At 59.6% G+C, this 18523-nt stretch carries 18 protein-coding genes and 1 tRNA gene; 3 read left to right on the top strand and 16 right to left on the bottom strand.

The features are described 5' to 3' along the window. Window positions 1-10: 10 nt before the first annotated feature. Complete coding sequence (gene sppA, locus HKX41_03460; GenBank protein NNC23212.1) at window positions 11-1825, bottom strand: signal peptide peptidase SppA; 1815 nt, start codon at window positions 1823-1825, stop codon at window positions 11-13. Between the two features lie 149 nt (window positions 1826-1974). Between sppA and trxB the strand changes: the two genes are divergently transcribed. After that, on the top strand, window positions 1975-2988 hold the full coding sequence (trxB, locus tag HKX41_03465) for a thioredoxin-disulfide reductase (protein NNC23213.1): 1014 nt from the start codon (window positions 1975-1977) through the stop codon (window positions 2986-2988). 70 nt (window positions 2989-3058) lie between these two features. On the opposite strand, the gene rplS is transcribed toward trxB, so the two are convergent. The 5 genes from rplS to ffh all read right to left on the bottom strand — a co-directional run bounded on the left by rplS (window position 3059) and on the right by ffh (window position 6713). Then, the gene (gene rplS / locus HKX41_03470; protein ID NNC23214.1) at window positions 3059-3406 is read right to left on the bottom strand and encodes a 50S ribosomal protein L19; all 348 of its coding nucleotides are present in this window, start codon (window positions 3404-3406) and stop codon (window positions 3059-3061) included. A gap of 108 nt (window positions 3407-3514) precedes the next feature. Then, on the bottom strand, window positions 3515-4276 hold the full coding sequence (gene trmD, locus HKX41_03475) for a tRNA (guanosine(37)-N1)-methyltransferase TrmD (protein ID NNC23215.1): 762 nt from the start codon (window positions 4274-4276) through the stop codon (window positions 3515-3517). A 2-nt stretch (window positions 4277-4278) separates the two neighbouring features. After that, window positions 4279-4770 carry a 16S rRNA processing protein RimM gene (gene rimM / locus HKX41_03480; GenBank protein ID NNC23216.1) on the bottom strand — a complete coding sequence of 164 codons (492 nt, stop codon included), beginning with the start codon at window positions 4768-4770 and terminating at the stop codon, window positions 4279-4281. Window positions 4771-4803: 33 nt separating this feature from the next. After that, window positions 4804-5151: a 30S ribosomal protein S16 gene (gene rpsP, locus HKX41_03485; protein ID NNC23217.1), complete on the bottom strand. Its 348-nt coding sequence runs from the start codon at window positions 5149-5151 to the stop codon at window positions 4804-4806. A gap of 188 nt (window positions 5152-5339) precedes the next feature. Further along, a complete protein-coding gene (gene ffh, locus HKX41_03490) occupies window positions 5340-6713 on the bottom strand; it encodes a signal recognition particle protein (protein ID NNC23218.1) in 1374 nt (457 codons plus the stop codon). A gap of 219 nt (window positions 6714-6932) precedes the next feature. On the opposite strand from ffh, the gene HKX41_03495 reads away from it, so the two are divergent. Then, window positions 6933-8204 carry an HlyC/CorC family transporter gene (locus HKX41_03495; GenBank protein NNC23219.1) on the top strand — a complete coding sequence of 424 codons (1272 nt, stop codon included), beginning with the start codon at window positions 6933-6935 and terminating at the stop codon, window positions 8202-8204. A 32-nt stretch (window positions 8205-8236) separates the two neighbouring features. Here HKX41_03495 and radA read toward each other — a convergent pair whose 3' ends face one another. The 9 genes from radA to rnr form a co-directional block, all read right to left on the bottom strand. Beyond that, window positions 8237-9610: a DNA repair protein RadA gene (radA, locus tag HKX41_03500; GenBank protein NNC23220.1), complete on the bottom strand. Its 1374-nt coding sequence runs from the start codon at window positions 9608-9610 to the stop codon at window positions 8237-8239. Between the two features lie 24 nt (window positions 9611-9634). Next, window positions 9635-10702, bottom strand: a complete 1068-nt coding sequence (gene alr, locus HKX41_03505) for an alanine racemase (protein NNC23221.1) — start codon at window positions 10700-10702, stop codon at window positions 9635-9637. Beyond that, window positions 10699-12054 carry a replicative DNA helicase gene (gene dnaB, locus HKX41_03510; protein NNC23222.1) on the bottom strand — a complete coding sequence of 452 codons (1356 nt, stop codon included), beginning with the start codon at window positions 12052-12054 and terminating at the stop codon, window positions 10699-10701. The genes alr and dnaB overlap by 4 nt, the downstream gene beginning before the upstream one ends. A gap of 149 nt (window positions 12055-12203) precedes the next feature. Beyond that, window positions 12204-12782: a 50S ribosomal protein L9 gene (gene rplI, locus HKX41_03515; GenBank protein NNC23223.1), complete on the bottom strand. Its 579-nt coding sequence runs from the start codon at window positions 12780-12782 to the stop codon at window positions 12204-12206. A gap of 9 nt (window positions 12783-12791) precedes the next feature. Then, window positions 12792-13022, bottom strand: coding sequence for a 30S ribosomal protein S18 (gene rpsR, locus HKX41_03520; protein ID NNC23224.1), 231 nt, complete (start codon window positions 13020-13022; stop codon window positions 12792-12794). Window positions 13023-13067: 45 nt separating this feature from the next. After that, on the bottom strand, window positions 13068-13412 hold the full coding sequence (gene rpsF / locus HKX41_03525; GenBank protein ID NNC23225.1) for a 30S ribosomal protein S6: 345 nt from the start codon (window positions 13410-13412) through the stop codon (window positions 13068-13070). A gap of 102 nt (window positions 13413-13514) precedes the next feature. After that, the gene (gene rlmB, locus HKX41_03530) at window positions 13515-14270 is read right to left on the bottom strand and encodes a 23S rRNA (guanosine(2251)-2'-O)-methyltransferase RlmB (GenBank protein NNC23226.1); all 756 of its coding nucleotides are present in this window, start codon (window positions 14268-14270) and stop codon (window positions 13515-13517) included. A gap of 24 nt (window positions 14271-14294) precedes the next feature. After that, window positions 14295-15008, bottom strand: coding sequence for an OmpA family protein (locus HKX41_03535; GenBank protein ID NNC23227.1), 714 nt, complete (start codon window positions 15006-15008; stop codon window positions 14295-14297). Window positions 15009-15012: 4 nt separating this feature from the next. Continuing rightward, window positions 15013-17262 (bottom strand): ribonuclease R, encoded by a 2250-nt coding sequence (rnr, locus tag HKX41_03540; protein ID NNC23228.1) that lies wholly within the window; start codon window positions 17260-17262, stop codon window positions 15013-15015. Window positions 17263-17341: 79 nt separating this feature from the next. Here rnr and HKX41_03545 point away from each other — a divergent pair. Next, window positions 17342-17428 (top strand) — tRNA-Leu (locus HKX41_03545). Window positions 17429-17642: 214 nt separating this feature from the next. Here the strand turns inward: HKX41_03545 and HKX41_03550 are convergent. After that, complete coding sequence (locus HKX41_03550) at window positions 17643-18521, bottom strand: histone deacetylase family protein (GenBank protein ID NNC23229.1); 879 nt, start codon at window positions 18519-18521, stop codon at window positions 17643-17645. Between the last annotated feature and the right edge of the window lie 2 nt (window positions 18522-18523).

Raw genomic sequence — 18523 nt, forward strand, 5'->3', positions numbered from 1 at the left:
ACCCTCGGGGTCAGTCGAGGCCGGCCTGGCTCACACGACAGAAACAGCGGGCGTAGCGACCCTTCGGGTCATTCAAATGATGTTTTAGCCAACCAGCGGTGCTGCCTTGTTTTGCCTGGATGAGCCAGCCGGGCAATATGTCGGCCTGGATATGCGTCGACAGGAAGTTCTGGACCGCCATATCCAGAGACGATGGCGGCTGGATTGTACGCACCCGATATTGACCGGATTTCAAATCTGCCAGCTTGGCCAGCGCCTGCGTTGCTTGGACCGGGCCACCGAGGTGATCGACCAGCCCGATTCTTTTCGCCGCACGGCCCGTCCAAACACGCCCTTGGGCGTTGGTATGCACCTTGGAACGTGACAGATCGCGCGCCTTGGCGACCTTGGTCACGAACTGTTGGTAAGCATAATCAATATCCGACTGCATGATTTTGCGACCGCGATCGGTCAGTGGGTGGTTCTTCCGCAACAAACCGGACAGCGGCGTTGTTCCGACGCCATCGGCCTTAATACCCAGTTCATGCAAGGGCTTGCTGGCAGTCGGTATGAGCCCGAACACGCCGATCGATCCCGTGATGGTCGACGGCTCGGCCCATATCTGGTCGGCATTCATGGAAATCCAGTAACCACCCGACGCGGCCTTGCCCCCCATTGATACCACCACGGGCTTGCCAGCGGCTTGTGTTTTCACAACCTGGCGCCGAATCGACTCACTCGCGTTGATACCACCACCAGGTGAGTTGACACGCAGCAACACAGCCGCCACATCATCGTCGGCGCGCGCGGTGTGGAACAAGCGTGTGATGGTGCGGCTGTTCGCGCTATTGGGATTTTTACGACCGCTGGCGATATCGCCGGCAACTACAATCCGTGTGATTTCGGCGTTTGTCTGCGACGATTGCCGAGCATTCACGGCGGCCAGATAACTGTCGGCGCCAATCGCTTTCAGCTTGTCACCATTACCGCTGTGCGATGTTGCCAATTGACCGGCGACTTCGGACCACATTTTCAGTTGGTCCACCAGCCCGCTTTGACGCGCGAGTTGGGCGCCATTGCCATCCAATTCGGCAAATTTATCGGCATAGTTATCAGCATATTGTTTAACAGCAGCCGCATCGTACGGCCGCTTGGCACTGACAAGTTCGCGATAGATCTGCCAGAGAGAGCCAGTCCAGGCTTTGTTGGCCTCCTTGGCCGCCGGCGACATATCGCTGCGCATCAACGGCTCGGCAAACGATTTGTACTTACCGTGGCGAAAGACATGGATCTTGATGCCGAGTTTGTCCACGGCCTCGGCAAAATAATTGCGATAAACGGCATAACCCGGCAACGTAACTTGGCCCATCGGATCGAGAACGACCTGGTCAGCCTGGCTAGCAAGCGCATAGCGTGCCTGGTTGTAGTTATCGGCCCAGGCGATGACTTTTTTGCCGGATTGGCCGAAACGGTTGATGGCCCGCGTGATGTCCTGAAGCTGGCCTGGTTCGGCACCGTTGAGACGATCGAGCCGTAAATAAAGCTTCTTGATATGGTCGTCGCGACGCGCCTCATCGATCGCTGCGATCAGGTTTGAAACGACTGTCGCGCCGTCGCCGGCGCTCAGTTTTTGATGCAGCACGGATTTAACACCGCTAGGCGCTTGCTCGACGAGCGACCCAGTCGGCCGCACGACTAACGCCGAGTTTGCGCTTACCTGCGGCGCCGGTTGGTGGAACACACCAAAATAGACGACCAGCGGCACGACGATGAAAATCGCCAACAGCGCAAGTGCAGCAAGACTAGTTAACGTGCGCCAGACAATCACGAGCAGTTTGCCAAACATGCGGGTAAATCCTTGGATATGCTGAACCGGACGATTTCCTGAAATCGCCGTGCTAGACCAGTCTAGCGGCTCGTTGGCCGTATTGCGACTTGAATCCGGGGGCCGAATGCCACACGTTATCGGCTACCGCCGCCAACAACGCATTGACTATGGCCAGCGACACACAATCCCATCATCGCCTAATCATCCTCGGCTCGGGTCCGGCCGGCTACACGGCTGCTATCTACGCGGCGCGCGCCGGGCTCGAACCAGTTGTCATAACCGGTATGGAGCAAGGCGGCCAGCTCATGACGACCACCGATGTCGACAACTGGCCCGGCGACGTCGACGGATTACAAGGCCCGGGGCTCATGGACCGGATGCAGAAACACGCCGAACGGTTCGAGACCGAAATCATATTCGACCATATCCAAGCGGTGGAGCTATCGGGTCGCCCGTATCAGCTAACCGGTGAACGTGCGGTCTACACCTGTGATGCCCTGATCATCGCCACCGGCGCAACCGCCCAGTATCTCGGTCTCGACTCGGAATCCACGTTCATGGGCAAAGGCGTCTCCGCCTGCGCAACCTGTGATGGCTTTTTCTATAAAAACCAGAACGTCGCCGTGATCGGCGGTGGTAATACCGCGCTCGAGGAAGCGCTTTATCTAGCCAATCTAGCCGCACACGTAACGGTTGTGCACCGACGCGACCAATTCCGCGGCGACAAGATCCTAGTGGACAAACTTTTGGCGCGCGAAGCCGAAGGCAAAGTCTCGATCGTCTGGGACCACGAGCTCGACGAGGTTCTAGGTGACGCCATGGGCGTGACCGGCGCCAGACTCAAGCACAAACCGACCGGCCAAACACAACAGCTCGATGTCGCCGGTGTATTCATCGCCATCGGCCACAAACCGAATACAGATTTGTTCGTCGATCAGCTCGACATGGCCGGCGGTTACATCCGCACACAGAGCGGCCTGGATGGCAACGCCACCGCAACCAGCACACCGGGCGTGTTTGCAGCCGGCGATGTCATGGATCATGTCTATCGCCAAGCCGTAACCTCCGCAGGCACTGGCTGTATGGCGGCCCTCGATGCGGAAAAATACCTCGAGGCACTAGCCGACGAGGCCAGCGCTGAACCGGCGGCCGACGCGCAGCAAACGCGCCACGCCGGCTGACGACGTTAAAGATCTCCGACCATAAAAAAGACCCGCCAAAGCGGGTCTTTTTTCAACTTTCGGTCGGCAGCTAGACCTTTTCGCGAATACGGGCCGCCTTGCCGGTCCGGCCGCGCAGATAGTACAGCTTCGACTGTCGGACATCACCGCGGCGCTGGATCTTGATTTCGGCAATACCAGGCGAATACGTCTGAAACACCCGTTCGATGCCCACGCCATGCGACGTCTTTCGAACCGTGAAAGCCGAGTTTATACCTCGGTTCCGTTTGCCGATGACCACACCCTCGAACGGTTGCAGCCGCTCACGGCTGCCTTCGGTCACCCGAACCTGAACGAGTACGGTATCGCCAGCGGAAAAATCCGGCACGGTCTTGCCACTGATCTGTTCTGCTTCGATTTCGTCGACGATATTACTCACACCACACCTTCCGCGTTTATTCGAAATACGCTCGGCAAACTACGCCTAATTAAGCGCGCTATTGTAACCGACAATTAGGCGCTGAGTCTCTAGGAAACGATCAATTTATCACGCGTCGCCGCAATCTTTACCGTGATTCGGCGAATACTCATGGATAAATTCGGCTAATAACCGCTGTTTCTCGGCATCCAGCGCGAGCTGATCCAGTAAATCCGGACGCTTCAACCAGGTCGCACCGAGTGCCTGCTTCAAGCGCCAGCGCGCAATGCGCGCGTGATCGCCCGATAGTAGCGCGGACGGCACGTGTTCGGTCGCCGGCCGCGTATAGTACGGCGCATCAAGCCGCCCTTCGGTGAAGGATTCGGCCGCAGTCGAAGCTGGATCGCCGAGCACACCGGGCGTCAGACGTGCCGCTGCATCGATCATCATCATCGCCGGCAGCTCACCGCCGGACAACACGAAATCACCAATCGACACACTGGCGTCGACATAGCGGTCGATAAAGCGTTGGTCGACACCCTGGTAACGCCCACACACCAGCGTCGCAGCCCCGCGTTCGGCAAGCGAAGCAGCCCAGGCCTGGTTGAAGCGCTCACCATCGGGCGCAAGCAGTATGACGGGCTGTTGCGGTTGGCCGTGCGATTGCTCGACGGCTTCTAGCGTCTGCGCCAGCGGTTCGACCTGGAGCACCATGCCCGGGCCACCACCGAACGGTCGGTCATCGACCCGGCCGTCGTCGCGGGCGCCATAATCGCGTGGATTCCAGGTCGCCAGTTCCAGACGTTCCTCGCGCAGCGCCCGACCGACGACGCCGTAATGCTCGAGTTGCTGCACCCATTCCGGGAAAAGCGTGACGACGTCGAAACGCAATGTCAGGCGTCGTCGGGCCAATCGACATCAATACGACCCAAGTCAGGATCGACATGGTCGACGGTCTGCCCCGGTGCAAACGGAATCAAGCGCTCGCGCTCACCTTCGAGAACCAACACATCATGTGCGCCGGTTTCCAACATGTTAACCACGCGACCGAGTTGCACGCGCTGCCGATTGACCACCGCCGAACCGATCAGGTCGCACCAGTAATATTGATCTTTTGGCAGCGGCGGCATTTGGCTGCGATCCACCGTGATATCCGCGCCGACCAATCCGGCCGCCGCATCACGACTACAAATCGCTTGGCCATCTTCAGCGGTTAGCTGCGCAATCAGCGTCTTACCCTGGCGCCGCGCATCGAGAAGCGCGCGCTCGCCAAGATCATTGCCCAGCAGCCAGGGCGAGTAGTCAATAAGATTATCAATGGGGTCGGTAAAGGAATAAACCTTGACCCACCCTGAAATTCCGAACAGGCCGGTGATCCGCCCCATTGCCACGGGCCGATCGACCACCGGCGAAGTACCTTATTCGGCTTTATCGCTCGCCGATTCCGGCACCGGCTGCGATTGACTGCCCGCCTTCTCGCTGCTCACCGATGGCGAAGCACGTTTTTCGGACTCGCCTTCGCCGTGGCGATGATAGAACTTGACCAGTTCCTCGACGCGCTTGGACATCGACGCGCCACGCGCGACCCAGTAATCGACTTTTTCAGTGTCGATACGCAGCGGAGTTTCCTGACCAACCGCCACCGGGTTCAAAAAACCCAGCCGATCGACGAAACCACCATCACGCCCACTTCGCTTCGACGAAACGACGATGCGGTAAAACGGTTTCTTTTTCGCGCCAGCGCGCGCCAATCTAATTCGGACCATAGAATTCGGATGCTTGTCCGGACACGGATAATCTGCCCTTAAACCGCATAGTATACCGGTTTTTAACGACGACTCAAACCTCCATAGCCGTCGCCAGGCACGCCCAGACGTTTGCGCCAATACATGGCCCGCTGTCACGCCGGCACATCATTAATCGCAGATGGCACATCCGGACGTTAGACACATGTTTAGCGACCCATGTCGGGCGGGCCACCCGAGCCCTGCATTTGCCCCTGCATGGCGCGCATCATCTTGTTCATGCCGCCCTTGGAGAATTTTTTCATCATTTTTTTCATCTGCTGATGCTGTTTGAGTAGCCGATTAATATCCTGGACCTCGGTCCCCGAGCCGGCGGCAATACGCCGCTTACGCGAAGCTCGAATCAGATCCGGATAGGCTTTTTCACGCGGCGTCATGGAACTGACCATCGCCAGCATGCGCCCGACTTGTTTGTCGTCCGCCGCACCCGCCATGCCTTTCGGCATCTGCGCGCCCGCCGGCATTTTTTCCATCAACGCATTGATGCCGCCCATCTGCTGCATTTGCCGCAGTTGCTCGGCCATGTCATCCAGATCAAAGCCCTTGCCTTTTTTGAGCTTTTTCGCGAGCTTCTCGGCCTTGTCCTGATCAACTTGTTGTTCGGCATCTTCGACCAACGACACGACGTCGCCCATGCCCAATATGCGCGACGCAACGCGATCGGGATAGAACGGCTCGAGGGCATCCAGCTTTTCGCCGGTACCCATGAACTTGATCGGCCGCCCCGTAATCTGGCGCGCCGACAATGCCGCGCCGCCACGCGCATCGCCATCCACCTTGGTCAGCACCACGCCAGTCAGCGGTAGCGCATCGCCAAACGCTCGAGCGGTATTCGCGGCGTCCTGCCCGGTCATCGAGTCGACCACGAACAGTGTCTCGGCTGGCTCGACAGTCTCGTTCAGCGTCGAGATCTCGGTCATCATGGCATCATCGATGCCAAGCCGACCCGCCGTATCGACGATTAGTACGTCGTACAACCCTTTGCGCGCAGCTTCACGCGCTTCGGCCGCTATCTTTTTGGGTTTCTGACTCGATTTGCTCGGGTGGAAATCCACACCTACGTCGCTGGCAACTTGTTCCAACTGGTCGATCGCCGCGGGGCGATACACGTCGGTTGAAGTAACCAACACCGATTTTTTGCCCGTCTGCTTCAAATGGGCGGCGAGCTTGCCGGTGGTCGTGGTCTTACCCGACCCCTGAAGCCCGGCCATCAAGATGACCGCGGGTGGCTTGACGCGCAGATTCAGTTCGCTGTTGGTGCTGCCAAGAACTTCGGTGAGCTCGTCGTTAACGACCTTGACCAGCGCCTGACCGGGCGTAACACTCGTGGTGACTTCGCTGCCGACCGCGCGCTCGCGTACGCGCGCTACGAAATCCTTGACCACGGACAGTGCGACATCAGCTTCCAGTAACGCCATCCGCACTTCACGCAGTGTGGCCTGGATATTGTCCTCGGTCAGTCGGCCACGCCCGCGGACGGCCTGAAACGTGCTATTGAGGCGGTCACTCAGGCTGTCGAACATACTTGGAATCGATCAGTGTTGGTAAGCTGGCGACATTATACTGAAGCGATACCGACAGGCGTTCGCCTGGCAACATTAAAAATGGCGAATAACTGTCACCAACTAGATAAACACAGCCCAGCGGCAACACACACCCACGCGGCCCTATCAACCGCCATGGCATTAAAATCGCGTTACAGCCGCGGGCCAACCAATCAATAACGCTGACGACGTCAGAACGTGGAAGCATTCTCAACCCCCCTACTTTTTACCATCCTCGTCGGACTGATCGTGCTATCAGCCGCGACGTCGAGCACCGAAACCGCGCTGATGTCGATCAACCGGTACCGGCTGAGACATTTGGTGCGCCAGGGCCATGGCGGCGCGCGGCGCGCCGATGCCTTACTGGAACGACCGGACCGGCTGATCGGGCTCATCCTGCTCGGCAACAATCTCGTCAACATCGCCGCATCGGCGGTTGCCACTGTTATCGGCATCCGGCTGTTCGGCGATGCCGGCGTCGTGGTCGCAACCGTCGTATTGACGGTCATCGTCCTGATCTTCAGCGAAGTAACACCCAAGACACTGGCTGCGCTGCACCCCGAACGCATCGCCTATCCGGCCTCCTATATTTTGACGCCGCTCCAACATGGCGTCTGGCCACTGGTCTGGATTATCAACACGGCCTGTAACGGCATACTCCGAGGGTTCGGCGTTAGCGCCAAGGACGCTGCGCCCCATTCACTATCTTCTGAGGAATTGCGCACCGTCGTCTCCGAAGCCGGCGCAGTCATTCCGCACCGACACCAGAACATGCTGTTGTCGATACTCGATATGGAAAATGCCGAGGTCGACGACATCATGATCCCGCGTAACGAGATCATCGGTATCGACATCAGCAAACCCTGGGATGAGATCGTCGAACAGGTCGCCGCTAATCAGCACACCCGGCTGCCGATCTACGACGGCTCCATCGATTCGCTGAAAGGCATGCTCCACATGCGTCGCGTGCTAGGGCTGATCATCAATCACAGCATGACGCGCGAGAGCCTACTCGACCTCGCGAGCGATCCCTATTTTGTGCCCGCCGGCACACCACTGAACCACCAGCTTTTAAAGTTTCAGAACGAGCGACGCCGGATCGGCTTCTTGGTCGACGAGTACGGCGACATCCAGGGTCTGATCACACTTGAAGACATTCTCGAGGAAATTGTCGGCGAGTTCACCACCGACCCCGCGACTCAGACCCGTCATGTCAAAAACGAAGGCCACAACACATCTCTGGTCGAAGGCACGGTTGCTATACGCACGCTAAACCGAACGATGCACTGGCAATTACCAGAAGACGGGCCGCGGACGCTGAATGGCTTGATTACCGAGCGCTTGGAATCAATACCGCGCGCCGGCACCCATCTCAATATCGACGGCTACGATGTCCACGTCGCACAGACGCGGGCACGGCGCGTAAAAACGGTGCGAATCCGGCCACCGACGAGCCAAACAAACGACTAGACCAGCCACGGGCGCTGACTACTAGCACTCTGTCATTTGATCGCGTCGATAGCCTCCGACAACCGTCCGACAGCGACGACTTCCATATCGCCCACCCGGCGTGATTTCGGTGCATTAGCGCTTGGCACGATCGCCCGTTTGAAGCCGTGTTTGGCCGCCTCGGCCAAGCGTTCTTCGCCACCCGGCACAGGCCGAATTTCACCCGCCAGCCCAATCTCGCCACAAATGACGTCGTACTGACCGATCGCGCGGTCACGGAAACTCGACAGCGCGGCCAATACCACCGCCAGATCAGCCGCGGTCTCGGTTACACGCATGCCACCAACGACGTTGACAAACACATCCTGGTCGCCGAGACCGATACCGCCGTGGCGGTGCAGCACTGCCAGCAGCATCGCCAAACGCTGACCATCCGGCCCAAGTGCGACACGGCGCGGATTGTGTAACTGCGAGCCGTCGACCAGTGCCTGCACTTCTACCAGCATCGGGCGCGATCCCTCGCGCGCGACCATGATTACACTGCCCGGCACGGGCTGCTCATGACGCGACAGGAATATTGCGGACGGATTTTTGACTTGTTTTAGGCCTGATTGCGCCATCGCAAACACGCCGAGTTCATTGACTGCACCAAAGCGGTTCTTGATCGAACGCACGACCCGGAAGCGACTACTTTGCTCGGACTCGAAGTACAGCACCGTATCGACCATATGCTCTAGAACACGTGGTCCAGCGATCGAGCCTTCCTTAGTCACATGCCCGACTAGAATCAGCGCTGTACCCGTCGCCTTGGCGAAGCGTGCCAACATCGAGGCGCACTCGCGCAGTTGGGCCACATTCCCCGGCGCACTGGTCAACGCCTCGGTAAACACGGTCTGGATAGAGTCGACAACCAGCAATTTCGGCGCTTGCGGTTTGGCCAACGCCAGAATGCGCTCGACGCAGGTCTCGGCCAGCAACCCCAGATCAGCATCGGCCACGCCGAGCCGCTCGGCCCGCAGGCGCACCTGCTCCAGTGATTCTTCGCCCGTGTCGTAGAGCGCAGGCAGTTCGTTCGACAACCCGGCCAGTACTTGCAGCAACAGCGTGGATTTGCCGATGCCCGGATCGCCACCAATCAGGATCACCGACCCCGGCACAAGCCCGCCACCCAGCACACGGTCGAGTTCGGACATGCCGATCGATGTGCGCGTGACCTCACTCGAGCTGATATTGCCGAGTTTCTGGACACCGGACGGCGCGCCGTCGTAAGCCGCTGCCGGATCGACACCACGTTTGGGTGTCGCGGGCGTCGGCGCCACGCTTTCGACTAGCGTGTTCCAGGCGCCACAGTCAGCGCACTGCCCGGCCCACTTCGGCTGCGTCGCGCCGCAAGACTCACAAACGAACACCGTTTTCGATTTAGCCATCGCCGTGACACGCTTATCGCGCGTTCAAATAGCCCCGAACTCGACGCGCGGCGTTAGACGACAGAACAACTCGTAAGCGATGGTGCCGGCGGCCGTCGCAATCTCGTCGGCCGGTAAATCCGGTCCCCAGAGTGTAGCCACGTCGCCGATCTCCGCCGTCGGCGCATCGGTGACGTCGACGGTAATCATGTCCATCGAAACCCGACCTGCCAGCGGACAGCGATGACCGCCGACCATAACCGGGGTGCCGGACGGCGCATGGCGCGGATAGCCATCGCCATAACCGATCCCGACGACCGCGATCTCGGTATCGCGCTCGGCGACAAACTGCGCCCCATAACCGATCGGTTCGCCAGCCGCCACGCGGTGTCGGTTAATAATCGGTGCCGTGAGTTGCATCACACCACGCAGGCCGAGTTCGGCAGCCGAATGATCGTTCAATGGCGAACTACCGTAGAGCATGATGCCGGGGCGAACCACATCGGCATGGGCCGACGGGCGAGTCAGCACCGCAGCCGAATTGGCGATTGAGCGCTGACCAGCACGCTGACCAACGGCATCGGAAAAACAAGTGAGCTGGCGATCACTCATCGGATCACCCGGATCGTCCGCGCAAGCCAAGTGCGTGAGAAACCCCAGGTCTTCAACCCCGGGCGCGGTGGCGAGTCGGTCGGCCAATGCGCCGGCCTCGTCCGCGGCCACACCGAGGCGGTGCATGCCACTATCGATTTTCAGCCAAGCCGCAAGCGGCGTGCCACTGTATTGCGCCAATGCCTCGACCTGGCATGGACCATAAGCGACCGGTTGGATATTTTGGGCCGACGCCTCAGCGAGCACCGCTGCGTCCAGCGGCTGCGATAACGTCATGATCGGCTCGGTGACCCCGGCCAACCGAAGCCGCAGCGCTTCGTCGAGGCTGGCGACCGCAAACCCATCGGCAGCGAGCGCGGTTGCCACAGCCACGCTGCCATGGCCGTAGCCGTCCGCCTTAACCGCGGCAAACACGCGTGACGTCGGTGCGAGCTCACGCACCCGCCGCAGATTATGATCAAGCGCAGCCGTATCGACGACCGCGCGGGCCCGCGCGCTCATCCAATAAACTCCTCGTCGTATCGATCCTGCAGATTCTCGAAACGAGTATAGTGTGACAAAAATGCAGTGCGCGCCGTGCCGGTAGGCCCGTTACGCTGCTTGCCAATAACGATTTCCGCGACGCCTTTGTCGTTGCTGTCTTCGTTATAAACCTCGTCGCGATAAACAAACGCGATAACGTCAGCATCCTGTTCAATACCGCCCGACTCACGCAGGTCTGACATCCGGGGGCGCCGGTCCTCGCGCTGCTCGACCTGACGGTTGAGCTGCGACAACGCAATAACCGTGACATTAAGTTCTTTAGCTAGCGCCTTGAGTTGGCGTGAGATTTCCGATATCTCATTGGTTCGGTTCTCGGCCGTTCCTGGCACCTGCATGAGCTGCAAATAGTCGACGACAATCAGCCCGATATCGTTTTCGCGCTTCAGACGTCGGGCACGTGAACGCAGCTCGTTGGGCGATAACGCCGGCGTGTCGTCAACAAACAGTCGCGCATTTTCGTTCATGATGCCGACCGCCGAGGTGATCTTAGCCCAGTCGTCTTCGGTTAAGTTACCCGAACGGAGGTTGGCTTGGTCGACCCGGCCCCATGACGAAATCATACGCATCACGATCTGCTCGGCCGACATTTCGAGCGAAAATACCGCAACGGGCGTTTTCTGTTTGATCGCAACGTTCTCGACGATATTCATGGCAAACGCCGTCTTACCCATCGACGGACGTCCGGCCAGAATCAAAAGATCGGAAGGTTGCAGACCGTTGGTCAGTTGATCGAAGCGGTCCAACCCGGTCGGCAAGCCAGTAAACTCACCTTCCTGTTGAACCAACTCGCCGATCGTCTCGACTGCCTGAGTAAGCAGATCGTTCAACCCCCGTGGGCCATCTTCGGCCTGACGGCCGTGCTCGGCGACCGCAAACAGTTCCTGCTCGGCAGCCGAAACCAATTCATCGGCTTCACGGCCGGTGTTGTCAAACCCCAAGCCGGTGATCAAATCGCCCGCGCGAATGAGCTGCCGCATGAGCGAGCGCTGGCGGACGATATCGGCATAGGCGCGGATATTGGCCGCACCCGGTATTTCGGTAACCAGATTGCCGATGTAGGTCGCACCACCGGCTTTTTCGAGCAGATCGCGGCTACGGAGCCACTCGGTCAGCGTGACCAGATCCCGTGGCTGATCATCGTTGACCAGATCCGCTAAACCGCGGAACAGCAGCCGATGATCTTCACGGTAGAAATCGTTTTCGAAAAGCGTTCCGGCGATGTCGTCCCAAGCATGTTGGGATAACAGTAAGCCGCCGATGACCGACTGCTCGGCATCGATCGAATGCGGAGGTAGCTTGCCTTCGGTCATGGCCGCAGCGCTCGAGCCGTCAATCCTTGTTCACCAGCGAAGCACACGTTCATGTGTCGCCAACAATCCAGGGATCGTTTATACACCGGAACCACCGCGACCGCCGACAGCTAAATAGTCGGCGGTCGCGGCCTGGCATCTTACATCGTTTACGACGTTTCGCGCTCGTCGTTCGATGCGTCGCCTTCCACGGCGCCCGCATCGTCCGATTCGGCGGCAGCCTCTTCGGTCTCCGCCTCTTCAGAACTCGTGCCGCGGCGCGGCATGTTGATGCCCATGTCGGTCAGCTGGGCGACCACAATCGTCACCTCGGTCTCGACGTCGGCGTGGAGTTCCAGATTCGCCGTGTACTCGCCAGTCAACCGGAGATTACCTTCGGTCAGAAGCACTTCCCGGGCATCGACCGATGCGCTTTCTTCGGTGATTTTGGAGGCGATTTCCTGTGGCCCGACCGAGCCAAACAACTTGCCTTCATCACTGGCCCGCATGGCGATGACGAATTCACGGCCACGCAACTGATCAGCGCGCAGCTCGGCCTGATGACGACGGTCATCCGAGGCTTGCTTCAGTTCGGATTTGCGCTGTTCGAACGTTTCGATATTGGCCTTGGTCGCCGGCAGTGCAATGCCGCGCGGAATCAAATAGTTCCGACCAAACCCGGGCTTAACATCGGCGGTATCGCCAAGATCGCCGAGATTACGGACCTTCTGTAGCAGAATGACTTTCATGACGTGACCTTACGACGAGTGACGGTCAGTGTACGGCAACAATGCCAGGAATCGCGCGCGTTTGACAGCGGTCGACAGCTGGCGCTGATAGACCGACGCCGTGCCGGTGATCCGGCTCGGCACGATTTTGCCGGTGTCGGTGACGTATTGCTTGAGAGTTTCGATGTCTTTGTAGTCGATTTCTTCCACACCGGCGGCGGTGAATCGACAGTAGCGACGACGACGAAAGAATCGGGCCATGATGGGGCTCCTTGCTGGATTCGGTGACGGTCTCGCGACCGGCGCTTATTCGGTTTCGGCCTTGCGCTCGTCGGACTTCTTGGCGAGCGGCGACGGATCGGTATCGGCCTTGTGCCGGGCGACGATCAGGTGACGAAGCACCGCGTCGTTGAAACGAAACGCATCTTCGAGCTGCTCACGCGCATCCTGCGTGCATTCGAAGTTCATCAGCACATAGTGCGCTTTGTGGATCTTGTTGATCGGGTACGCGAGCTGACGCCGACCCCAGTCTTCGTGGCGATGAATCTGACCGCCTTCGGCCTCGACGATGGAGCGATACTTCTCGACCATCGCGGGCACTTGTTCGCTCTGATCCGGATGGACCAGAAACACTAGTTCATAATGTCGCATGGCTTGTTCCTTGTGGTGAATGCCCCCGGCTTGCCAAATAGCCGTAGAGCAAGGTAGCCCGGCATTGTAAGCCTTTAACGCCTACCAACGCAAAGGCAAAAATTACCCGCCCTGACGCTGCTGCCGTCGCGCTTCGAACAGAGCGACCCCGACGGCGACCGACACATTCAAACTCTCGATCGAACCACACAACGGGATCGATCCAAGTCGGTCGCAACAGTCCGTGGTCCGCCGGCGCAAACCATCTGCTTCGCCGCCAGCCACAATCACGTGCCGACCACCGAGATCCAACGTATCGATCGACGATGGCGCCTCGCCCTCGAGACCGGTTGAAAAATAACCGGCGTCCTGTAGCCAAGTCAGCGTTCGCGCCAAATTAGTGACGCGTGCGAACGGCACATATTCGGCGCCGCCGGCTGCAACCTTGATCGCACTCGACGTTAGTCCGACCGCCTGTCGGCGTGGCGCTATAACAGCGTCGACACCGGCGGCCGCCGCACTGCGCAGGCAAGCACCCAGATTATGCGGATCCTGGATCTGATCGAGTGCGAGCACCAGACTTGTTGAGCCCGCCAACGCGATGGTCTCGGCCAGCGCCTGTTCATCGATCGCCTCGGGTGCCGCGATTTCCGCGGCAACGCCTTGATGCGCGATATTTGGCAGCCGACGATCAAGCTCCGAACGCTCGATGGGTTCGGCCGACAGACCGTGTGCAGCCAGCTCCTGCTCCAGGGCATCGTTGTCGCGTGTGGCGCTGGCCAAGCGCCACACGCGATAGACCGGCCGGCGTCCTTGCAACGCGGCCATAACAGCGTGGACCCCGCCAATCAGCGACACCGGGGTCGACGATCGACCCATGTTGGCAGCCAGCTCGCTCTGGGGTTACCGCTGACCCAACGGCGGCGGCTCGCTGAAGGCCTGTTTCTTGCGACCTTTGACGATCGGTTTGATGATGATGGCAACGCGGCGATTTTGCGCCCGCCCCGCTTTGGTCCTGTTGGTAGCGACCGGCTGCGACTCGCCGCGGCCCCACGTCAGAACGCGCTGTCCTTTCACGCCGTGATTGACCAGAAACTGCGAAACCGACCGGGAGCGATCGCGAGATAACTCGAGATTGTGTTGTTTGTTGCCCGTGCTATCCGTAAACCCGACCACATGCACGGCTGTTTTTTGGTAATCCCGCATAACCGACGCGATCTTGGAAAAGATCTGCTGGGCGCGCTGGTTAAGCGTGGATTTATCCACGGCAAACGTCACGTCGCTGGCGACGCCGATCTTCAATGCGCCGTTTTGCAGCCGCTGGACATCCAACTGCCGCTGCTCGCGTTCGGCTTTTAGCTTTCTATCGAGCTCACGCTTTTGCTTGTCCATGTAATGGCCGACGCCGCCACCGGCCAAGCCACCCAATGCTGCTCCGATCGCAGCGTTGCGTGTCCCGTGATCGCCTAGTTGCGAGCCAATCAGCCCACCCAGCAGCGCGCCCGCACCACCACCGATGCCAGCCCGTTGATTGGGGTTATTAGCACAGCCGGCCAACGCGATTACAACCACCATCACGAAGACCGCCACAACAGATCGATTTACGTTTGTTGCCATACCGTCAACTCTTCGATTTTGTTTTCGCCCGTTTACGCCTGCTGCGCTGGCTAGCGGGCGCAGCCACCAGCGCCAACTCGATCTTACGCGCGTCGACATCCACGTGGACAACGCGCACCGACACCCGGTCGCAAAGCCCGAACACTGTACCGCCATCGCGTCCGACAAGACGGCGGCGATCGGCATCGTAGACAAAATAATCGTCACCGAGTTCGCTAATGTGAACCATCCCGGTCGCGTAGACATCATCGAGCTCGACGAACAGGCCAAACGAAGCCACGTTGGCTACCACTCCGTCAAAGATTTCGTCGACCGACTCGCGCATATATTCGCACTTCAGCCAATCATCGACCTCGCGTGCGGCGTCGTCAGCACGTTTTTCGGCCGCCGATGCGACTTCGCCCTGCTCCACCATCGCGGCATGATCGTAGGCGAAATGGCCGAGCGGCTTGCCGGCCAGAAGATGTTTGATGCCACGGTGGACCAACAGATCCGGATAACGGCGAATCGGTGATGTGAAATGCAGGTAGTGGTCGAGCGCCAAGCCAAAGTGGCCACCATTGTCCGGCGCGTAATAAGCGCGCGATAGACTCTGGAGCATGACGGTCTGGATGAGATGTGCATCATCGCGCTCGCGCGCCTTGGCCAGCACCTGGTCGAAATCGGCCGCTACGGGCTGACGGTTACGTGGCAGCGATAATCCGCGCTCGGTGAGAAACGAGCGCAGATCGGCCAGGCCGTCAGCGGTTGGACCACCGTGGACCCGATACAGCGTCGGCAACTTCTGCTCAGCTAATTCGCGCGCGGTCGCGACGTTAGCCGCAATCATGCATTCTTCGATGATCAGATGCGCGACCCCGCGCTCGGCGGCCACAATGCTCTCGATGCGCCCCTCAGGGCCGAAGATGAAGTGCGGATCCGTGGTTTCGAACGCAATTGCGCCGCGCTCGTGGCGGGCTTCGGCCAGCACTTCGTAAACCGCGCGCAGATCAGCCAGTGGCTGCGCCACCCCATCATATTCTGACGGTCGATTCTCCGGCTGCTCGAGCCAATCGGTGACCTGATCGTAAGTCAGCCGCGCATGCGAGCGTATGACGGCTTCCCGCCAACGGCCGGATTGAATCTGGCCGCGGCGGTCGATCTGCATTTCACAAACCAGCGCCAAGCGATCGACTTCCGGACGCAGTGAGCAAAGGCCGTTGGACAAGGCTTCCGGTAGCATCGGCACGACGCGGCCCGGGAAATACGCCGATGTTCCACGCTCGGCGGCTTCTGCATCCAAGGCTGACCCCGCCGACACATAATGCGCCACATCGGCAATCGCCACCCAGAGTTGCCACCCCTTATCGGTCGGCCGGGCATGAACCGCGTCGTCGAAATCCTTGGCGTCGGCGCCGTCGATGGTCACCAACGGCAGATCGCGCAGATCGACACGATCGCGTTTGTCGGTTTCAGAGACGGTATCGCCCCAGGCAGCTGCCTCGCTGTCTACCGCATCCGGGAAACGATCCGTTAGGTCATGGGCGCGGATGGCACGTTCGATCTCGGCGCTCGGCTCAAGCCGGTCGCCCAGAATCTCGACGACTTCGCCGCGCGCCGGTGCGCGCTTGTTCGGCGGCTGCGTCATCCGAACCACAACGATCTTATGCTCGTCGGCGCCGTTGCGGTCAGCATCGGCAACCAGAATCGGCCCGCCGTTGCTGGCGCTGTCGGCTGTCTGCAATTGCCAGCCGGCGTGTTCAGGCTGGAGATAGCCCACGAACGTATCGCGTGCGCGCTCGACGACGTGCAGCACACGCCCAACCCGGCGACCGTTTTGTTGCTCCGATTTCAAACGCACGTCGACCCGGTCGTCGGCCATCACGCCCCGCATTTGGGGTGGCGGCAAAAAAACGTCTTCCGTGTCAGCGTCATCCGGGATAACGAAGCCAAACCCGCCACGGTGCGCCTGCACCCGGCCGCGAATGCGAGTTTTGCGCTGAACGGGACGAATCATGCCTTCCGAGTCGGATTCCAGCTCGCCGTCGCGCAGCATCGCACGCACTCGGTGGTCGAGTGCGTCAATACGGTCCGGGTCGCCAAGTGCGTAGCCAGCAACCAATGCTTCACGGTCGATCTCAGCCTCGTGCGCCGCAAGATCGGCGGCAATCAGGCGCCGGCTTGGCACAGGCGCCGAATAATTCGCACACTCTTTGTCGTAATCAGGGTCGCGCTGCCACCACGCGTCAGGGCGGCTGTTTCGTAATTCTGTCATTGCGACATTAGTCTAACTCACTGAATCGCCGTTCGGTGTTTGACATCGCCGCCATCAATCACTAGATTTCGCGTTCCAGGCCGAGGTGGCGGAATCGGTAGACGCGCTAGCTTCAGGTGCTAGTGAGCATACGCTCGTGGAGGTTCAAGTCCTCTCCTCGGCACCAATTATGTATTTATAATCAATACATTACGACTATTTGTCGTATTAATCTCGTGATCGGTCGTCCGCGCTACGCAGACGACAGCATTGACCGCGGACTAGCGGTCAATCTCCTCGCCCGACACGGCTCTGCGCCGTTAGATGCGTGACCCAGGCAACACAGCGCCACAATCCCGCAGCGCGCACTCATTTACGAACAAGCGGCCCGCGCGCAGCCTTTAGCCGTGCGCGACCAATGTTTGCAGATACGCAGTACAGCTCTCGGTTAAAGACGACAGGTCATAGCCGCCTTCCAAGGTCGCGACCATCTTGCCGGCGCAGTATTGCCGTGCAACGCCCGCGATCTGCTCACCTACCCATGCGAAGTCGTCGGCGTCCAACATCAGATTGGCCAACGGGTCATCTCGATGCGCATCGAAGCCCGCCGAAACCAGAATCAATTGCGGTTGATAGGCGTCGAGTGCCGGCAACCAGTCACGTTGCACGGCTCGCCGAAAGGCCTCGCGGCCCTCGCCCGCCGCGAGCGGCGTTTTGATCAAACGCCCGGGCACACTGGTGTCGTCAGGAAACGGAAACAGCGGGTTCTGGTACGTGGAGCAGAACAACACGCGCGACTCATCGCGAAATATATCTTCGGTGCCGTTGCCGTGGTGGACATCGAAATCCAGGATCGCCACGCGCTCGAAGCCATGTTCATCCAGTGCGTGAGCCGCGGCAGCCGCCACACTGTTGAACAAACAAAAGCCCATGGCACGCTCGCTTTCGGCGTGGTGGCCCGGCGGCCGAACCGCACAAAAAGCGTTACCGATCGTGCCGGCCACGACAGCGTCGACGGCGGCTAGCGTGGCACCGGTTGACCGCTGCGCGGCGGCCAGACTGTAGGCGTTCATCGCCGTGTCGCCATCCAGCGATACCCGGCCAGTAGTCGGCGCCGCTTCGACAATCCGGTCGACATAATCCGAGCCGTGTATTTTTTTCAACGCCTCGATTGAAGCAAGCGGCGCTTCAAACTGAACGCATGCCGATGGCTCGATCCTGTCGAGCGCACGGTCGACGGCCTGCATCCGCGCCGGAGATTCGGGATGCCCGCCGCCCATGT

Origin of the sequence: Salifodinibacter halophilus, assembly GCA_012999515.1 — a bacterium.
Taxonomy (GTDB): Bacteria; Pseudomonadota; Gammaproteobacteria; order Nevskiales; family Salinisphaeraceae; genus Salifodinibacter; species Salifodinibacter halophilus.